Annotated in this window: 17 protein-coding genes; 14 read left to right on the top strand and 3 right to left on the bottom strand. The window is 53.4% G+C overall.

Features of this window, described 5'->3' with window-relative positions; all coding sequences use genetic code 11:
• Positions 1–10: 10 nt before the first annotated feature.
• Positions 11–880 (bottom strand): hypothetical protein, encoded by an 870-nt coding sequence (locus AB8B75_RS09700; RefSeq protein WP_405361748.1) that lies wholly within the window; start codon positions 878–880, stop codon positions 11–13.
• A 110-nt stretch (positions 881–990) separates the two neighbouring features.
• Between AB8B75_RS09700 and miaB the strand changes: the two genes are divergently transcribed.
• The 6 genes from miaB to metK all read left to right on the top strand — a co-directional run bounded on the left by miaB (position 991) and on the right by metK (position 7,860).
• Positions 991–2,319 carry a tRNA (N6-isopentenyl adenosine(37)-C2)-methylthiotransferase MiaB gene (gene miaB, locus AB8B75_RS09705; protein ID WP_405361750.1) on the top strand — a complete coding sequence of 443 codons (1,329 nt, stop codon included), beginning with the start codon at positions 991–993 and terminating at the stop codon, positions 2,317–2,319.
• Between the two features lie 242 nt (positions 2,320–2,561).
• A complete protein-coding gene (locus tag AB8B75_RS09710) occupies positions 2,562–3,578 on the top strand; it encodes a PhoH family protein (protein WP_405361751.1) in 1,017 nt (338 codons plus the stop codon).
• 37 nt (positions 3,579–3,615) lie between these two features.
• Complete coding sequence (gene ybeY, locus AB8B75_RS09715) at positions 3,616–4,113, top strand: rRNA maturation RNase YbeY (RefSeq protein ID WP_405361753.1); 498 nt, start codon at positions 3,616–3,618, stop codon at positions 4,111–4,113.
• 36 nt (positions 4,114–4,149) lie between these two features.
• On the top strand, positions 4,150–5,046 hold the full coding sequence (locus AB8B75_RS09720) for a hemolysin family protein (RefSeq protein ID WP_405361754.1): 897 nt from the start codon (positions 4,150–4,152) through the stop codon (positions 5,044–5,046).
• Positions 5,047–5,048: 2 nt separating this feature from the next.
• Entirely contained in the window at positions 5,049–6,578 is a 1,530-nt protein-coding gene (gene lnt / locus AB8B75_RS09725) for an apolipoprotein N-acyltransferase (protein WP_405361755.1), read from the top strand.
• A 100-nt stretch (positions 6,579–6,678) separates the two neighbouring features.
• Positions 6,679–7,860, top strand: coding sequence for a methionine adenosyltransferase (metK, locus tag AB8B75_RS09730; RefSeq protein WP_405361757.1), 1,182 nt, complete (start codon positions 6,679–6,681; stop codon positions 7,858–7,860).
• A gap of 34 nt (positions 7,861–7,894) precedes the next feature.
• Here metK and AB8B75_RS09735 read toward each other — a convergent pair whose 3' ends face one another.
• Positions 7,895–8,773: a response regulator gene (locus tag AB8B75_RS09735; protein WP_405361965.1), complete on the bottom strand. Its 879-nt coding sequence runs from the start codon at positions 8,771–8,773 to the stop codon at positions 7,895–7,897.
• A gap of 140 nt (positions 8,774–8,913) precedes the next feature.
• Between AB8B75_RS09735 and AB8B75_RS09740 the strand changes: the two genes are divergently transcribed.
• The 5 genes from AB8B75_RS09740 to rpsA all read left to right on the top strand — a co-directional run bounded on the left by AB8B75_RS09740 (position 8,914) and on the right by rpsA (position 14,398).
• Complete coding sequence (locus AB8B75_RS09740) at positions 8,914–9,615, top strand: tRNA (guanine(46)-N(7))-methyltransferase TrmB (protein WP_405361759.1); 702 nt, start codon at positions 8,914–8,916, stop codon at positions 9,613–9,615.
• Positions 9,616–9,693: 78 nt separating this feature from the next.
• Positions 9,694–11,046 carry a 3-phosphoshikimate 1-carboxyvinyltransferase gene (aroA, locus tag AB8B75_RS09745; RefSeq protein WP_405361761.1) on the top strand — a complete coding sequence of 451 codons (1,353 nt, stop codon included), beginning with the start codon at positions 9,694–9,696 and terminating at the stop codon, positions 11,044–11,046.
• Positions 11,047–11,052: 6 nt separating this feature from the next.
• Positions 11,053–11,670, top strand: coding sequence for a (d)CMP kinase (locus AB8B75_RS09750; protein WP_405361763.1), 618 nt, complete (start codon positions 11,053–11,055; stop codon positions 11,668–11,670).
• A 259-nt stretch (positions 11,671–11,929) separates the two neighbouring features.
• A complete protein-coding gene (locus AB8B75_RS09755; RefSeq protein ID WP_405361765.1) occupies positions 11,930–12,475 on the top strand; it encodes a hypothetical protein in 546 nt (181 codons plus the stop codon).
• A 141-nt stretch (positions 12,476–12,616) separates the two neighbouring features.
• Positions 12,617–14,398 (top strand): 30S ribosomal protein S1, encoded by a 1,782-nt coding sequence (rpsA, locus tag AB8B75_RS09760; protein WP_405361767.1) that lies wholly within the window; start codon positions 12,617–12,619, stop codon positions 14,396–14,398.
• A gap of 73 nt (positions 14,399–14,471) precedes the next feature.
• Here the strand turns inward: rpsA and AB8B75_RS09765 are convergent, their stop codons facing one another.
• Positions 14,472–16,115: an NAD(P)-binding domain-containing protein gene (locus tag AB8B75_RS09765; protein ID WP_405361769.1), complete on the bottom strand. Its 1,644-nt coding sequence runs from the start codon at positions 16,113–16,115 to the stop codon at positions 14,472–14,474.
• Positions 16,116–16,676: 561 nt separating this feature from the next.
• Between AB8B75_RS09765 and ihfB the strand changes: the two genes are divergently transcribed.
• From ihfB to AB8B75_RS09780, 3 genes are read left to right on the top strand one after another with little or no spacing between them, the layout of a single operon-like run.
• Complete coding sequence (gene ihfB, locus AB8B75_RS09770; protein ID WP_405361771.1) at positions 16,677–16,961, top strand: integration host factor subunit beta; 285 nt, start codon at positions 16,677–16,679, stop codon at positions 16,959–16,961.
• Complete coding sequence (locus AB8B75_RS09775; RefSeq protein ID WP_405361773.1) at positions 16,961–17,311, top strand: lipopolysaccharide assembly protein LapA domain-containing protein; 351 nt, start codon at positions 16,961–16,963, stop codon at positions 17,309–17,311. The genes ihfB and AB8B75_RS09775 overlap by 1 nt, the downstream gene beginning before the upstream one ends.
• Positions 17,312–17,356: 45 nt before the next feature.
• A complete protein-coding gene (locus tag AB8B75_RS09780) occupies positions 17,357–18,001 on the top strand; it encodes a phosphoribosylanthranilate isomerase (RefSeq protein ID WP_405361775.1) in 645 nt (214 codons plus the stop codon).
• Positions 18,002–18,017: the final 16 nt, after the last annotated feature.

Genomic DNA, 18,017 nt, shown 5'->3' on the forward strand with positions numbered 1-18,017 from the left:
AATGGTTTTCCTAAAACCACTGGCCGGGTTCGATCAGTCCTAAATCCAGCAACTGCTGCGAATTCCACTCGAACTTTTCGGAGTTGTGCCATCGGAAGGTCTTGATGTCATGTCTACTGCCGGGATTTCGTTTCAGAGCTTTGGCCGCCCGGAAGGAACAGACCGCCGCTGTGATGTTATGGTGCCAAGGGCAGGCATATGTATTGTACTCTTCTTCCGAAAAACTGTGATCTTCGCGCAGAGTGACGCCGGGTTTTGCCCGGAATAAGGAGATTCTGTTGATCTTGCGGCGGCTGGTCGGGACATGCTCTTCGAAACGCCACCGTAAACCGCCGAAGAAATCTAACTGGCGTTCTTTGGGTTGCGCCACGTTTGCGCAGTGATTGCGGGCCAAGGCATAGTAGCCCGATCGGTCCAGATGGGCGTGCCGAAGCGACACCGCATTCGGGCAGGTCGAGAGGTCGTCTGCATAAAGATCGATGACATATGTCAGCATGGCCTCACGCCGCTCTTCTTCATGGAATGACAACATTTCGTTGACGCTGCGGGCTTCACAAAACGGGAAAAACAAATACTCCGCGTTGAAACAAAAGAACATCCAAACACCAGGGGCGGCTGCGGCCACCTGGTTTACGGCCGCCTGGACGTCGCTCTCAAGCGATGCGTCGAAATCAATGCGGTGCACAACGTCTTTTAAATCTGGCGGTAAATCGAATACGTCCGGTATGAATGCCAGCACCTTGGCAAACCCGATTTCCTTGTGATGACGAAGGGTTGATGCAATTTCAATCTCGTCTTCGACAAAAATCATCGCAATGGGCCCCTGTTGGAGGGCCATCGCATTGGATGTCAAAAATTCTGTGAGATGTTTATATTGCATCGAGCGCTCCGACGCGCACCTTGCGGCAGAATCAGTTAACCCCACCTTTATTGCAAGCCTCAGCAGGGGCTGGTAAGCAGCGCGCTAACCTCTTTGACACGGATGTTCCAATGACCGTTCCCAAAAAGCTATTCATCAAGACCTATGGTTGTCAGATGAACGTATACGATAGCGAGCGCATGGCGGAATCACTCTGCGATCAGGGCTATGTGGAGACATCCTCCGCGGAGGGCGCGGACATGATCCTGCTCAACACGTGTCACATCCGTGAAAAAGCAGCGGAAAAAGTCTATTCGGAACTTGGGCGCCTCAAAAGCCTGAAAACGCAAAACCCTGATCTGAAGATTGGCGTGACGGGCTGTGTCGCACAGGCCGAGGGCGAGGAAATCATGCGCCGTCAGCCTGCGGTGGATCTGGTGGTCGGTCCGCAATCTTACCATCGCCTTCCGCAGATGGAGGCGCGTGTGCGCGCTGGCGAAACTGCCCTGGACACGGATTTCCCCGAGGAAGATAAATTTGCAACCTTGAAAGGGCGCACCAAGGCAGCGCGCGCGCCTTCGGCGTTTCTGACCGTGCAGGAAGGTTGCGATAAGTTCTGTGCCTTTTGCGTTGTGCCTTATACCCGCGGTGCCGAATCGAGCCGTCCCGTCCCGCGCATCCTTGACGAAGCCCATGAATTGGTAGAGCGCGGTGTCCGCGAAATCACTTTGCTGGGTCAAAACGTCAATGCCTATCATGGTGCAGGCGTAGATGGATCAGATCAAAGTCTTGCTCAATTGATATGGGCCTTGAACGAGATCGATGGTTTGGAACGCATACGGTTTACCACATCGCATCCCAATGACATGACCGACGACCTGATCGAGGCACATGGCACGTGTGAAAAGCTCATGCCGTACCTCCACTTGCCTGTGCAATCCGGTTCCGATCGCATCTTGAAGCGCATGAATCGCAGCCATACCGCCGAAAGCTATTTACGGGTAATCGACAAGATTCGAGCGGCGCGCCCCGATATCGTTTTGTCTGGTGATTTCATTGTTGGTTTTCCTGAAGAAACCGAGGCTGACTTTCAGGCGACGCTCGAATTGATCGAATCTGTGAAATATGGATATGCCTATTCGTTCAAATACTCGACCCGCCCTGGCACACCGGCCGCAGAGCGCGCGCAGGTTGATGCGCTTGTGGCAGATGAACGTTTGCAGCGTATCCAGGACCTGATTACCCGCCAGCAACACGATATTCTGAACAGTATGGTTGGACGTGATCTACACGTTCTGGTCGAAAAAACCGGACGCAACCAGGGGCAAATGGTTGGAAAGTCGGAGTATTTGCATGCAGTACATATCGAGGATTCGAAGGCCACGATTGGGGAGATCGTGCCGGTGAAGATAACCGAGGCCAAGCGAAACTCTCTGGCGGCCAAGCATATCGTAATCTAGCGGCACATTAATTGAATGTCTCCGAAAGCTTGGATGCTGGAAACGGGGATTTGACGGAACAGATTAACGCTATTTTTCTCGCGAAATCCGGTATTTCGTAATTTCCGGAACTCATCTGGACAGTCTTCAGATTCTTTTCCGAAAAAAGAATGTTTCAACTTTGTGATTACGTTGCGGTTGCTCTTGCGCCGCACGCGTGTAATTGGCACCGTCGTGTGAAATTCATGCTCGAGGAGCAGCGCTTGGCCCCTAGCGACCAAAGTCCAACAGATACTCTTGCCGCGATCCCGGGCGGCACGGTTGAATTCCCTAACAACAGATTGCTGATTGATTTGTGCGGTGCCTATGACGCCAATCTTGCACAAGTTGAAAAGGCTCTTGGCGTTCAGATTATTCGACGCGGAAACCAGTTGGCCGTTATGGGCGACGTGGACTCTCGAACTGACGCAAAACGCGTGCTGCACGCGCTTTATGCTCGACTGGAAAGCGGACGCGCGGTCGAAGCCGCGGATGTGGACCGCGAATTGCGCATGGGTCCTTTTGAAGAAGCAACCGGAACTCAGGATGGGGATCAGTTGGAAATGCCCATCGGAAACCGTATTGAAATCCAGACCCGTAAAAAGAACGTCGAGCCGCGCACCGACGCACAAAAAGCCTACGTGCAGTCCTTGTTTGAAAACGAGCTTGCTTTTGGCATTGGGCCTGCAGGGACGGGCAAGACCTATCTTGCGGTGGCGGTTGGCATATCCATGTTCTTGACGGGTCAGGTTGATAAAATCATTCTGTCTCGACCGGCCGTGGAAGCAGGGGAGCGCCTGGGCTTTTTACCGGGAGATATGAAAGATAAAGTCGACCCCTATATGCAGCCGCTCTATGATGCGCTCAGCGATTTCCTGCCAGGCAAGCAGCTTGCCAAGCTTTTTGAAGAAAAGCAGATCGAAATTGCCCCTTTGGCCTTCATGCGTGGCCGCACCTTGTCAAATGCCTTTGTAGTGCTGGATGAAGCGCAAAATGCCACGTCCATGCAAATGAAAATGTTTTTGACCCGGCTAGGCGAAGGGTCGCGCATGGTGATCACCGGTGATCGGACGCAGGTGGATTTGCCTCGGGGCGTACCGTCAGGGCTTGGGGATGCTGAACGTTTGCTAAAAACGATTCCAAAGATCAGTTTCAACTACTTCACCTCGAAAGACGTTGTGCGGCATCCATTGGTGGCAGCAATTATTGAGGCCTACGAAGCCGAAACACCTCCCACTTGAGGCATCAAAGGCCCGGTATTTTGACCGGACATGCGACATGTTGACTATTGCGATCGAAACAACTGGTTGGCTGGGAATAGATTTGGAATCTTTGGCCGAACGTGCGGTTGCTATGACGCTTGCGCATCTTGAATTGCCACAAAAAGACGTAGAAACTTCATTGCTTGGTTGTGACGATGCGCGGATGTGTCAATTGAATTCGGATTTCAGGAATAAGTCCGTTGCGACAAATGTCCTGAGTTGGCCTTCGGTTGATCTTTCCGCCACTGTCGAAGGGACCCAACCGCAACCGGCAGAACCCGATTTCGAGGGTGTGATCGACTTGGGGGACATTGCAATTGCCTATGAAACCTGCGCAGGCGAAGCTGGTGATTTGGGAAAGTCGCTTGAAGCGCATGCAACCCACCTGATCGTTCACGGTATGTTACATCTTTTAGGCTACGACCACATCCGTGACGGCGATGCTACGGTAATGCAGGCATTGGAAATCGAAATACTTGGCAAATTGGGTTTGGATGACCCATATATGACGTGATCGGTCTAGTGCCGAGCCATTCTAGAACAGGACCCAATGGGCGACAACGACGGACAGTCTGACGCAGCGCAGCGCGCGCATGTCGAGGCAGACACAATTTCAGAACCTGATCCTTCAAGGCCAGGTGGATTTTTCAGCAGGGTCATTGGGGCTTTGAGCCCATCTGAATCCGACATGGCGGCGCCTGTTTTATTGGCTTCGCAGGAACGACCTGAAACTCATGGCATGATGAACCTGCGGCGCATGCGCGTCGAAGATGTTTCCATACCAAAGGCTGATATCACCGCGATTCCGGTTACCACTTCTCTCGAAGAGGTCGTGACGGTTTTCAAGGAAAGCGGTCTTACCAGGCTGCCCGTCTATGACGGGACACTCGATACACCCATCGGTCTGTTGCACCTTAAGGATTTGGCGCTGATCCACGGGTTTAACGGCGATAGCCATAGCTTTGATATGCAGGCGATGTTGCGTCCATTGCTTTTTGTACCACCGTCAATGACCATAGGCGTGTTGCTTACAAAAATGCAGGCCGAACGCCGCCATATGGCGCTGGTCATCGATGAATATGGCGGTGTTGATGGCCTAGTGACAATTGAAGACCTTATCGAACAAGTCATCGGCGAAATTGAAGATGAGCATGATATTGATGAAGGTCTCTATTGGACGCAGGAAAAACCGGGCTGCTACCTCGCCCTTTCAAAAACACCACTTGAAGATTTCGAAGCCGAAATCGGCATGTCGCTGACGGACCATGAGCAGGTTGACGAAGAGGAAATCGACACTCTTGGCGGTCTTGTCTTCATGTTGTCAGGGCGTGTGCCAGCGCGTGGCGAAGTGGTGGTGCATCCGGACGGTCCCGAATTCGAAGTGCTTGACGCAGATCCAAGGCGCATCAAAAGACTTCGTGTTCGCATCGCGGCACCGGTTCTCTAAACGTGAAAACCGTCCCCGATCGGCTTGGACACTGGGAATGGTACAAAAGGTTGCCACTTTCGGGTCAGGCAGGCATAGCGCTCGTATTGGGCGCGATCGCTGCTTTGGGACAAGCCCCATTTAATCAGCCGATCGTCATGTTGTTGAGTTTTGCGCTCGTATTTTTGATCCTAGGCAATTGCCGCCGACGCGGCGACGCGGGCCTGATAGGCTGGTCGTTGGGCGTTGGATACTTTGGCGTAGCACTCTTCTGGATCGTTGAACCCTTTCAGATTGATCCTGATAGGCATGCCTGGATGGCACCGTTCGCGCTCGCTTTCATGAGCATGGGATTGGCTCTGTTTTGGAGCGGCGCCTTTTGGTTTGCACGTTATCTGTCTTCACGCACGTGGCCCTTGGTCTTTACATGGACGGCGGCGGAGGTATTGCGCGCCTATCTTTTCACGGGTTTTCCCTGGGCAAGCCCGGCGCAGGCTTTGGTGTCCGGAGCAGCTGGCCAAGGTCTTGCTTGGGGGGGACCGCATGGGGTGATGCTGTGGCTGATGTCAATCGCTTCGGCGCTTTCTTTTCCGTTGGCATACAGAAAGTGGCGAGTCCTTGGCGTTGTCCAGTTGGTCTTGCTCTGCAGTGCGACAGCTTTGTTCTATAAATCGCCCTCCGCGTCGCCGTCTGCAACGACCGGTCATTGGGTTCGCCTAATTCAACCTAACGCTGCGCAGCATCTCAAATGGCAACCGGATTTTGTACAGTCGTTCTTTGATCAACAATTGCGATTCACCGCAGCGGCCCCGAAAGAAGGAGCCTTGCCGCCCAGTTTGACCGTTTGGCCGGAAACGTCCATTCCCTGGGCCCTGGACCAGGCTCAGCTTGCATTCGACCAGATCGCCTCATCTGCGCGTGGGCAAACTGTTGCACTCGGACTGTTGCGCCGCAGCAATGGCGCGCTTTACAACTCTATGGCAGTTTTGGACGCTACCGGTGCGGCGCAGCAAATCTATGACAAACATCATCTTGTTCCGTTTGGTGAATACATCCCGTTCGGGCATTTTCTGACCCAATTCGGCATTACCGGTCTGGCACAATCATCTGCCATTGGATTTGCCGGTGGTCCTGGCCCCCAAGTGCTTGATTTTGGTGTCTTAGGTCTTGGAGTGCCTTTGATTTGCTACGAAGCTGTATTTGCTCACGGGCTGAATACGACCGGTCCACGCGCTGATTTTTTGCTACAAATCACCAACGACGCATGGTTCGGTCAGAATGCCGGCCCACAACAACACCTCGCCCAGGCGCGCATGCGTGCAATTGAACAAGGTCTTCCGCTGATGCGGTCCGCAAATACTGGTATATCTGCCATGATCGATCCAAAGGGACGTGTCTTGGCTAGCTTGCCGATGGGTGTTGCGGGGTTTCTGGATGCGCCCCTCCCCGCGCCGGGTAAAGTCACCCTTTATGGCAGAACGGGTGATATCCCCATTATTGTGCTGCTGACGCTGGTACTGTTGAGCACAGTGCTGGGTAAATTCCGACGTTGAGAATTCGATTGACGGTCGAAGTTGATCGACGTAAGCACGCCCAACCTTTCCACAACGGCTTCCTGGCGCGGCAAGGCATTTTTTCTTATCGGAGCGTTTCATGTCTCGAAAAAACTACGTCTTCACCTCAGAATCCGTTTCTGAGGGCCACCCAGATAAAGTGTGTGACCGTATTTCTGATGCGGTGTTGGATGCTTTTCTTGCTGTTGAACCTGAAGCGCGTGTTGCAGCGGAAACTTTTGCGACAACCAATCGTGTAGTGATAGGAGGAGAAGTTGGTCTTTCGGATCAGGATACTTTGAAAGATTATATAGGGCGCATTGAAGGTATCGCCCGGGCTTGTATCAAGGACATCGGGTATGAGCAGGACAAATTTCATCACGCAACCTGCGAAATTACCAATTTGTTGCACGAGCAGTCTGCTCATATCGCACAAGGCGTAGATGCCAGCGGCAACAAGGATGAAGGGGCCGGCGATCAGGGTATCATGTTCGGCTTTGCAACGAATGAAACCCCAGAATTGATGCCTGCGCCGATTCACTATGCGCATGCGATCCTGCGCCGACTGGCCGAAGTCCGCAAGGACGGTACAGAACCAACGCTGCGACCGGATGCCAAAAGCCAGTTGTCGGTTCGCTATGAAGATGGCAAGCCCGTAGGGGTGACGTCTATCGTGCTTTCAACCCAGCACGCTGACGAAAGTCAAACGTCTCAAGACATTCAGGCTATTGTTGAGCCGTATATCCGCGATGTTCTTCCCGACGGTTGGATCACGGATGAGACAGAATGGTGGGTCAACCCGACCGGCACTTTCGTCATTGGCGGGCCTGACGGTGATGCCGGTTTGACAGGTCGCAAGATCATTGTCGACACCTATGGCGGTGCTGCTCCTCATGGCGGCGGCGCATTCTCTGGCAAGGATCCGACCAAGGTCGACCGCTCTGCCGCCTATGTGGCGCGTTATTTGGCGAAAAACGTTGTGGCTTCTGGTCTGGCTGACAAGTGTACGATACAATTGAGCTACGCAATTGGTGTCAGCAAACCGCTTTCCATTTATTGCGATACATTCGGCACAGGCGAGGTGGATGATAGCGCCGTCGAAAAGGCGATTGGTCAGATCATTGACTTGACGCCACGTGGTATCCGCGAGCACTTGCAATTGAACAAACCAATCTACCAGCGTACGGCGGCCTATGGACACTTTGGTCGTGCACCGGATGCCGATGGCGGCTTTAGTTGGGAAAAGACAGATCTGGTAGATGCGCTGAAGGCGGCCGTCTGAACACAGTCCCAAAGCTGCTTTGAGTACCGGTATGTTATTTTTTGAGTTTGCTGAACAAACTTGGTTTGGCGGCTTTGTCACCTGACTTCAATGGTGATTTCTTTGCCTGAGGAGCACGAATGCGGCGCGGTTTGGCCGAGATTGACGGCGCGGAATTTTCAGGCTGGTTTTCATCTACGGTGCCTGTGCCCGCAGTTTCCTGAGTGGTCCGTCCCGCGACCGTCTTGTGGTCGAAATCGATGTTTTGACAACGCTCGATGTCGTCCAGGAACAACTTCAATCTCCCGCAGGACCTTTCTATCCGGTTACAGCGGTCCAAAAGCGTTTCGGTCGTGAGTTCAGGTTCTTCGCGCAGTTCTCGGAGTTGGCGAACAATGCGGCTCACAACGGGTTTAACTTCATTGTGACTCTCTTTTGCGAGCCCTTCCAGCAAGGCTTCTAAGTTCTGGGTTTTGCACTGCTGCGTTTCCAGTTTGATGGAAAGCCGTGACTTTTGGAGGGCATTCATGGAAGCACGTCTAAATGAGGAGGGGGTCAGATCGTCCTTTGCGATGTAGTCGCTGCATCCACGTTTCAACGCTTCGATAGCAATGCCATTCTGTCCGTCGCCTGCGATGATTATTGTTGCAGCTTTTTTGTTGTTCGGATCGAATTGAATAGCTTCGAGCGCTTGTAATCCGGTTCCGTCAGGTAAGTTGCAATCCATAAAAATCAGGTCAAATTTATGGGCGTTCAACCTTGATTTCATCGTCGCCAAACAATCCGATTGAACAACATGTGTTTCAAACTCCAATGAGTCAATCAGTCGGATCAAATGCGCCCGTTCGAACCTTTGGTTGTCCACAATCAGTATTTTGGCTGATTTTGGCAGTTCCGCTGCTTCCGGGCGCAGTTTTGCGAAAATTTTTCCCATCTGACTCAAGGCCCATTCTCCCCTGGAGCAACCAAAACTGAAAAGCAACTGTATCGCTTTCTCCTTAATTCTTGGTGAAACCTGCCAGTGGTTCGGCGGTGAGCGTTGCATAGATGTTAAGACCGGGTTAAAGCCCGCCGATGTCTAAAAACATGCGCCCACGCCGGAATTTTTACGGTCGTTTAAAGGGAAAAACCCTCAAGCGTTCGCAGCGGACGTACCTTGATGAAGATCTAGCTGCCTTATCGCCGGGACCTGTCGGTTGGGATGAAAACCCGAAAAGAACACCGCTTGATCTGGTCCAACTCTTTGGTGGGAAAAAGATCTGGCTGGAAATCGGTTTTGGGGGTGGGGAGCATATGGTGCATCAAGCCAGCAACAATCCCCATGTCGGCATCATAGGCGCAGAACCCTACATCAATGGCGTTGCGATGCTCTTGGGTAAAATTCGGCGTGCAGGTGTTGAAAACCTCGCTGTGCATCCCGGAGATGTGCGCGATCTTTTCGATGTCTTGCCGATCGCGTCGATCGATCGCGCCTTTTTGCTATATCCGGACCCTTGGCCAAAAACGCGCCATCACCGACGGCGCTTTGTGACTGCCGAGCATTTGGAACCCTTGGCCAGAACGTTGAAACCCGGCGCAATTTTTCGTGTTGCGACAGACATTGAGGACTACGTGCGTCAGACGCTCGAAGAAGTCCCACAGCACGGTTTTGATTGGTTGGCCGAAGGTCCAAATGACTGGCGCGCGCCTTGGGATGACTGGATCTCTACACGCTATGAGCAAAAGGCGCTGCGCGAAGGGCGGACCCCTCACTATTTGACGTTCCGAAAGACCTGACTTGCCTTTGGATAGGGCTGGACCCTCAGAGACGTAAACGCTAAGCCTGCGCCAAATCAGATCAGTTTGAGAAACCTTATGTCTAGCCACGGCGCGCCTATTCCGATGACCTCACGCCCCTGTGGGCCGTTAACCGGGATGGCGCAAGTGCCGGGCGACAAATCGATCTCGCACCGGTCTTTGATCCTGGGTGCGATGAGCGTCGGGAAAACCGAAATTACCGGCCTTCTGGAAGGCCAGGATGTGCTCGATACAGCGCGGGCAATGCGCGCCTTTGGAGCTGGGGTCACAGATCATGGCGGTGGGACATGGTCCGTTCACGGCGTTGGTGTCGGCGGGTTCGCGGAGCCTGATAACGTGATCGATTGCGGCAATTCCGGCACAGGAGTGCGCCTGATCATGGGAGCTGTTGCGACTTCGCCGATCAGCGCGACGTTCACGGGGGATGCATCATTGAACGGTCGCCCGATGGCCAGAGTTACAGATCCACTTGCGCTTTTTGGAACACAAGCTTTTGGTCGGGCAGGGGGGCGATTGCCGATGACGCTTGTCGGCGCTGCGGATCCGGTGCCGGTGGAATATACTGTGCCAGTGCCGTCGGCGCAGGTGAAATCCGCAGTGTTGTTGGCGGGCCTGAATGCGCCTGGCCAAACCGTTGTGAAAGAAGCAGAAGCCACGCGGGATCACACGGAACGTATGCTCGCCGGTTTCGGTGCGGAAATCACAGTTGAAAAAACGGAAGAAGGCCGCGTGATCACGCTCACCGGACAACCAGAGCTCAAACCGCAAAAAATTGACGTGCCACGCGACCCTTCGTCAGCCGCCTTTCCTGTTTGCGCCGCGTTGATCGTACCTGGCTCGGATGTGCTGGTTCCGGGAATTGGCCTCAATCCCACCAGAGCTGGGCTCTATACGACCTTGCGGGAGATGGGCGCCTATCTTACCTACGAAAATGAGCGGACAGAAGGCGGCGAACCAGTGGCCGATCTGCGAGCCCGCTATTCACCTGACCTAAAAGGCATCGAGGTGCCTCCTTCGCGCGCGGCCAGCATGATTGATGAGTATCCGGTGCTCTCCGTTGTTGCCGCTTTTGCCGAGGGGCAGACCATGATGCGCGGCGTTAAAGAACTCCGGGTAAAAGAAAGCGACCGAATTGATGCCATGGCGGTTGGCCTGCGTGCAAATGGCATTGCGGTCGATGAAGGCCCGGACTGGTGGGCGGTGACCGGTCTTGGCGCTGGTAAGGTTCCGGGCGGGGAGACTTGCGCTAGCCAGCTTGACCACCGGATTGCGATGTCATTCCTGATCCTTGGCATGGCGTCGCAAAACCCAGTCAGCGTTGATGATGGTGGACCAATTGCAACTTCTTTTCCCATATTTGAACGGCTGATGGCCGAATTGGGTGCGCAAATAGTACGCTCCGATTCTTGATCAAGCATGACAGAAACCTTCACAATAGCCGTTGACGGCCCTGCTGCAGCAGGGAAGGGAACGATCGCCAAAGCGCTCGCAGAACACTTCGGATTCGCGCATCTCGACACTGGTCTTTTGTACCGAGCCGTGGGGGCCAAGCACCTACTGGGTGTGGATCCTGCCAAAGCCTCTCAAACGCTGACAGCGGAAGACTTGCAAGGCGATGATCTGCGCGGCCCCGAAGTGGCGCAGGCTGCGAGCAAAGTAGCTGTCATCCCGGAGGTGCGGGCGGCTTTGTTGAGTTTTCAGCGCAGTTTCGCGTGCCGTGCTGGTGGTGCTGTTTTGGATGGTCGCGACATCGGAACCGTTATTTGCCCACAAGCGAATGCCAAGCTTTTTGTGACTGCCAGTCCCGAGACACGCGCCGACCGACGCTTTGCCGAGCTGGCAGCAAAGGGTGCCGCGACCAGTCGCGCACAAGTTTTGGCTGATGTGAAGGAGCGCGATGAGCGCGACCAGGATCGCGTCGAGGCACCGCTCAAACCGGCTGAAGACGCGATTGTTATCGACACAACCGAGCTGGCAATCGATGATGCTATCGCCGCCGCAATTGCAGTGGTGGAACCGCTCCGGGTTCGCTAAAGTGCACTCCAGCGGACGACGCCGGGTTATCAGTATCAAATGGCATTTTGCATGCCTTTGCGTCACGCAAAAGTAAGAGTACGATACGTTGACGTCTTGATCCTTTCTTGGGCCCATCCAGTAGGCATTACATTGCAAAGCCGAGATTTCATTCACTTCACATAGAACACGATATTGCAAATCGATCACCAAACGGTGCTTGGTGTTTGCTGAAAACAGCGTTTAGCTTGAGCCTATGCTGATTTTGAGAGGTTCTATGATGGCACGTTTTTTACTTATGCTTGCATTTACGATTCTGGCTACGCTGAGCCATGCGCAAGAAAATAATGAGCCTGAGGCCGCACCAGCCGTAGAACCGGCAATGACGATAGAACGCTTGGCGGAGATCATCCTAGTGATCGACGCAGATGCGCAGCTGCGTGGTGCCTCGATTGAATTCACTGTTCAGGACATTCCGGTGTTGGTCGTTGCGGATCCCCGTGCGGATCGAATGCGCGCAATGGTGCCCATCCGATCTGCTGAAGGCCTGAAACAAGAAGAGTTGCTGCGAATGATGCAGGCAAATTTTGATACGGCATTGGATGCACGCTATGCCGTGGCGCAGGGCAGGCTTTGGGGTGTATATATTCACCCGCTGTCGCCATTGGAACAGGATCAATTCCTGTCGGCAATCGCTCAGACGGTCAGTGTCGCACGCACATACGGCCAGACCTATTCAGGCGGGGCTGAGATATTTGGCGGTGGCGATAGCAATGGTATCTACCAGGACTTGCTGGAGGAGCTGCGCAAGGGCCAGGCACTTTGACGCGTTTGATCGAAACAAGGTAAAACGTAACGATGGGTTGATCCCATGACAAAATCGATTTATACGCGCGAGCGTTGACGGGGCGGAAACAGCCTTTGCAACTGAGCAAATAGGCAGGGTCGGTAAATACCGGCCCTTCGTTTGTTTGGTGCAGAGGCTTCGACCTTTTCAGCGCATCAAATCCAAAGACCGGCGGAGACAACCGCACGGCCAGAAACAAACGCACAAAGGAAAACACGCTACATGGCGCAAAACGCAACTATGGAAGACTTCGAAGCCCTTTTGGAAGAAAGCTTCGAAATGGACACACCCGAGGAAGGGTCTGTCGTTAAAGGCAAAGTCATCGCAATCGAAGCGGGCCAAGCCATCATCGACGTCGGCTACAAAATGGAAGGCCGTGTCGAACTCAAAGAATTCGCAGATCCCGGAGAAGCGCCGAAAATCGCTGTTGGCGATGAAGTCGAAGTGTTCCTCCGTCAGGTCGAAAACACGCGTGGCGAAGCGGTTATTTCCCGCGAAATGGCGCGCCGTGAAGAAGCATGGGACCGTCTGGAAAAAGCCTACGCCGACGAAGAGCGCGTTGAAGGTGCAATCTTTGGCCGTGTAAAAGGCGGCTTTACGGTTGACCTTGGCGGTGCCGTGGCCTTCTTGCCCGGGTCTCAGGTTGATGTACGCCCGGTACGCGATGCGGGTCCTCTGATGGGTCTGAAACAACCGTTCCAGATTCTGAAAATGGACCGTCGTCGTGGCAACATCGTTGTCTCGCGTCGCGCAATCCTCGAAGAATCTCGTGCCGAGCAGCGTGCCGAAGTTATTGGCAACCTCACTGAAGGCCAAACCGTTGACGGTGTCGTTAAAAACATCACCGAATACGGTGCGTTTGTGGACCTTGGCGGCGTCGACGGCTTGTTACACGTGACAGACATGGCATGGCGCCGTGTAAACCACCCGTCCGAAATTTTGGCGATCGGCGAGACGATCAAGGTGCAAGTCATCAAGATCAACAAAGACACGCACCGCATCTCGCTGGGTATGAAGCAACTGCAAGAAGATCCTTGGGATCTGGTGGCCGCCAAATACCCGCTGGAGTCCTCTCACACTGGTCGCGTGACCAACATTACGGATTACGGTGCTTTTGTTGAACTCGAAGCTGGTGTTGAAGGCCTCGTGCACGTTTCCGAGATGTCCTGGACAAAGAAAAACGTACACCCAGGCAAAATCGTTTCTACAAGCCAAGAAGTCGAAGTCATGGTTCTGGAAATCGATGGGGCGAAGCGTCGCGTTTCCCTGGGACTCAAGCAGACAATGCGTAACCCGTGGGAAGTTTTCGCGGAAACACACCCCGAGGGTACAGAAGTCGAAGGCGAGGTCAAGAACATCACCGAAATCGGTCTGTTTGTTGGTCTCGAAGGCGACATCGACGTCATGGTCCACCTCTCCGATCTGAGCTGGGACGAGCGCGGCGAAGATGCCATTCAGAACTACCGCAAGGGCGATATGGTCAACGCGGTTGTCTCCGAAGTGGACGTTGAGAAAGAGCGCATAAGCCTCTCGATCAAAGGCGTCGGTGGTGACAAGTTCGCTGAAGCTGTTGGCGGCGTGAAACGCGGCTCCATCGTGACCGTGAATGTTACTGCGATCGAAGATGGTGGCATCGAAGTGGAATATGAAGGCATGAAATCTTTCATCCGCCGTTCCGATCTGTCGCGTGACCGTGCTGAACAACGCCCCGAGCGTTTCTCCGTGGGTGACAAGGTCGACGTGCGCATTACCAACGTCGACAACAAGACACGCCGTCTTGGTGTCTCGATCAAAGCACGCGAGATCGCCGAAGAGAAAGAAGCCGTCGAACAATACGGCTCGTCGGATAGCGGCGCTTCCTTGGGTGATATCCTTGGCGCGGCACTTAAAGACAAAGACTGATCCCAGTCTTCAATTAAGCGCAAAAGCCCCGCAGAGTGATCTGCGGGGCTTTTTCTTTGCAGGCCTTGTTTATTTATTCGGCTGCTGTCCGTTTGGCCACCGTACCAATTCCTTGCTGATTAATAAAAGCGATGAGTTGACGATGAGCCACTTCGGACGGCGGCAGCGCTTCCCCGGCATCTTTGAAAGTCATGCGCAAAACTGTCGCCGCATTGGGGTCGCGCTCGATCCTGGGGCGCCAGTCTGCATCCAGATGGTCGGCCAAATGCACTTCGCCGATCTGTGCGCCATCTCGGAAATGACGGATCACCGGATGAATGAAAGCGTCCGGGTTTTTGCCAAATACCTCATGCGAACGCTTTACATGCATCGAATCTGCGCCGAAATCACCGTATTCCAGAGTCACCATCAGGTATTCCCGATCTGAAATCCCTTCTTTGACATGTGCCCAGTCAACCGGCACGTCCTCAAAACAATGACCTTCGGTTGTGGTGTCCATCACGATCACATCACATAGAAATCCCGGTTGCAGAAACACACCTGAACATGTGCTGATCCGGTCTATGATCATACGGGTCAGCGCGTTCGGTTCCATCAGAGTGCGCGCGCTGGGATATTCGGTTTTCTGCAATCTACCTGCGACGAATTCCGCCAGGCACTTCACGTTGTGCCGAAATCCATGCACAAAACCCGACATGGTTTTGCGGTAGTCGCGCGACTGCATAATAGTGCCTGCAAAGAATAATCCCTCGACATTCTCGCTTTCCCACTCTTCCGTCATGGCTGGAAACTTGCCGAAATGCCGCATGTCCGGCCTGATGTCATCAGCAAAAATATCCGCATCGAATTGGAAGCCCGTGCAAGCGATGACCCTATCATAGGTCAGCACGATGTCGTGATCCTGAGCCGCATTCATTTCGGCTGTCACGGTGTAAACACCATCGTGACGTTCAATTTTCACTGCTTTGGCGTCCAGAACTGCGTTTTGGGATTTTAGTTGATATGTATCGAGGAAGTTGTTGTTCACGGCGCGGAGGTGACCAACAAAATGGGTTTGCCAGGCAAAACGCACAGGGTTCGGGCTCATAACGTGGATGGCTGCGGCATGTTCTACCAGTGAATCAGCGGTTTCGAAGGCTGAGTTGCCTTTTCCCAAGATTAGGACGCGCTCGTTTTCGAATTGTTCCGGTGTCGGGTCAAAATCAAAGTAGTTATCGATGAGATCAAAGCCCTCTATCCCCGGATCCCATGGTTGTGACACACCTGTTGCAACGATCACATTGCGAGCGTGGTGCACTGTGCCATCGGCGCAACGCAGGTTGAATACTTCGCCCTCTTTCGCGATTTCCACCACATTGGTGTCGCAAAGAATACGATCTTGCATTTGCGCCGCAAAGGCTTCCGCATAGTCAACGAAGTCCTCGGCGGACGGGAAGTATTTTTTGCTCCAATCCTTGAACAAAAGCCCTTCGTCGTTCATCAGCGAGTTCCAGTCATGCCGCAGCCGGGTTTCTGCATTCGACAGCCCGGTGTGGACCTTGTTGACCGAAATAAACTGACGGTGCCGTGGGAAAGTGCGGAAAAAGCTGCAAACTTCCGATCCGCGCTCTAGAATTAAGAAATCCAATCCCTTTTTCTGGAAGTAGTATCCAGCCTGAAGCCCGGCTGGACCGGAGCCGATCACGCAAACATCGCGTGTTAAACCATTCTGTATCATCCCTAAACGTATCCCTTGCCGTAGCATTTTGTTTCATGGCCCTTTTCTCGAAGCGGAAAATTTATTGGACCATTCATAGACAAGCTAAGCAGACAATAGCTATTCACGCAATGCGAGAGCTGCATCTTGATTACTCTCCGTGACGCTTAGTTCCATAACACGGGCAAATTGCATAAATTATGTGACAATTGCCGGTCGCTTGTCTTGCTTCACAGACAAAGATCAGGTGGTCTCAAGCGTTGAAATTCATCTGGCCGTCAGGTGTTCGGGCTTGATCGGCTTTCACGCCTCTGACTTCAAAATTGAAGATTGCTGGGGCCGGTTCTTCGGAAAAATCCAACACGAATCATACTGTTATGCTGCACTGCGGCAATGCGTATCACCCGGTCATGAACGTCGCTTTTGTCCAGTCAGTGCGGAAAAGTTGCGCGAATACAGGGTCTTCCTTTGAAAAAACTTTCAAACGCAGGCACAGGCTGACTTTCCGAAAGCAACCTTTCTTTCTATAGTTAACTAAATGGGCGCGTCAAAAGCGTCCGATTTCCAATGAGGGGTGCTGCCATGATCCGTTCCGAGCTGATCCAAAAGATCGCAGACGAAAATCCACATCTTTATCAGCGTGACGTAGAGCGAATCGTCAATACTATCTTCGAGGAAGTTACAGGCGCGATGTCACGCGGCGACCGCGTCGAACTGCGTGGATTTGGCGCGTTTTCTGTGAAGAAACGTGACTCTCGTGTGGGTCGAAACCCACGTACGGGCGAGACCGTACATGTTGAGGAAAAGCATGTGCCGTTTTTCAAGACTGGCAAGCTCTTGCGTGATCGTCTGAACGGGAAATCCTAATGCGCTATATCCGTTATGCCTGCATCATCACCTTCGCGGCGGCGCTAATATCAGTGGCCGTGGCCAACCGGCAGATGGTGTCACTGCAATTGATCCCATCCGAAGTCGCCGGGTGGTTCCATATGAACCCTGGTATTGAACTCCCGTTGTTCATCGTGATCTTTGGCGGGATCATCGTTGGCCTTTTGGTTGGTTTTGTCTGGGAATGGGTGCGCGAACACAATCAACGCGCTGAAGCAGCGCGGCAAGCACGAGAGATGCGCCGGCTGGAGCGTCAGATCGCCAAGCTGAAAGGTGAAAAACACGAGGGCAAGGACGAGGTCCTAGCGCTTTTGGACGAAGCCAGCTGAAACCATGCCCTTGCACAGGCGTGATTGCCGTGATCAAACCCGGCTATGGAGCGTGAGGTTTCTATCAAGATATGCGGGCTGAAGACCCAATCCGACGTCGCCGCGGTTGCTTCTGCTGGCGCGGCCTATTGCGGGTTCGTATTCTTCGCTAAATCGCCGCGTAATCTTTCCATTCCAGCAGCGAGAGAGCTCGCCCTCGCTGCGCCGGTGGGCCTGGCCAAAGTTGGTTTGGTCGTAAACGCGGATAATTCTTTTCTTGACGCTCTGACAGAAGAGGTGCCGTTGGACATGTTGCAACTGCATGGCCAGGAAACATCCGAACGGGTCATCGAAGTAAAAGCGCGCTACGGTTTGCCGGTCATGAAAGCGGTGGGTGTGGGTGATCGTTCCGACCTTCACGCATTGGACAGTTATCTCAAAGTGGCAGATCAAATTTTGGTTGATGCCAAGCCGCCAAAAGACGCAGCCCTACCGGGCGGGAACGGGCTTTCTTTTGATTGGCGTTTGATCGCCGGGCGTCGATGGCCGATTCCCTGGATGCTGGCAGGTGGTTTGACCCCGGAAAACGTATCTGAGGCCATCGCCATGACCGGCGCGACACAAATTGACGTCTCAACCGGAGTGGAATCCGAACCTGGGGTAAAGAGCGCGGGTCTCATCAAGGCCTTTGTGGCGGCGGCTGCCGGTTGATCCATCCGCGTTGATC

This window comes from Roseobacter sp. (assembly GCF_045106495.1).
Lineage (GTDB): Bacteria > Pseudomonadota > Alphaproteobacteria > Rhodobacterales > Rhodobacteraceae > Roseobacter.

What these genes read in the sequence shown, in the direction of transcription:
- AB8B75_RS09775 (WP_405361773.1), top strand. Translation starts at nt 16,961, where the DNA reads ATGCGCTATATCCGTTATGCCTGCATCATCACCTTCGCGGCGGCGCTA.
- metK (WP_405361757.1), top strand. Translation starts at nt 6,679, where the DNA reads ATGTCTCGAAAAAACTACGTCTTCACCTCAGAATCCGTTTCTGAGGGC.
- AB8B75_RS09700 (WP_405361748.1), bottom strand. Translation starts at nt 880, where the DNA reads ATGCAATATAAACATCTCACAGAATTTTTGACATCCAATGCGATGGCC.
- AB8B75_RS09720 (WP_405361754.1), top strand. Translation starts at nt 4,150, where the DNA reads ATGGGCGACAACGACGGACAGTCTGACGCAGCGCAGCGCGCGCATGTC.
- AB8B75_RS09740 (WP_405361759.1), top strand. Translation starts at nt 8,914, where the DNA reads ATGTCTAAAAACATGCGCCCACGCCGGAATTTTTACGGTCGTTTAAAG.
- ybeY (WP_405361753.1), top strand. Translation starts at nt 3,616, where the DNA reads ATGTTGACTATTGCGATCGAAACAACTGGTTGGCTGGGAATAGATTTG.
- AB8B75_RS09765 (WP_405361769.1), bottom strand. Translation starts at nt 16,115, where the DNA reads ATGATACAGAATGGTTTAACACGCGATGTTTGCGTGATCGGCTCCGGT.
- aroA (WP_405361761.1), top strand. Translation starts at nt 9,694, where the DNA reads ATGTCTAGCCACGGCGCGCCTATTCCGATGACCTCACGCCCCTGTGGG.
- AB8B75_RS09735 (WP_405361965.1), bottom strand. Translation starts at nt 8,773, where the DNA reads ATGGGAAAAATTTTCGCAAAACTGCGCCCGGAAGCAGCGGAACTGCCA.
- AB8B75_RS09780 (WP_405361775.1), top strand. Translation starts at nt 17,357, where the DNA reads ATGGAGCGTGAGGTTTCTATCAAGATATGCGGGCTGAAGACCCAATCC.
- miaB (WP_405361750.1), top strand. Translation starts at nt 991, where the DNA reads ATGACCGTTCCCAAAAAGCTATTCATCAAGACCTATGGTTGTCAGATG.
- AB8B75_RS09755 (WP_405361765.1), top strand. Translation starts at nt 11,930, where the DNA reads ATGGCACGTTTTTTACTTATGCTTGCATTTACGATTCTGGCTACGCTG.
- AB8B75_RS09750 (WP_405361763.1), top strand. Translation starts at nt 11,053, where the DNA reads ATGACAGAAACCTTCACAATAGCCGTTGACGGCCCTGCTGCAGCAGGG.
- ihfB (WP_405361771.1), top strand. Translation starts at nt 16,677, where the DNA reads ATGATCCGTTCCGAGCTGATCCAAAAGATCGCAGACGAAAATCCACAT.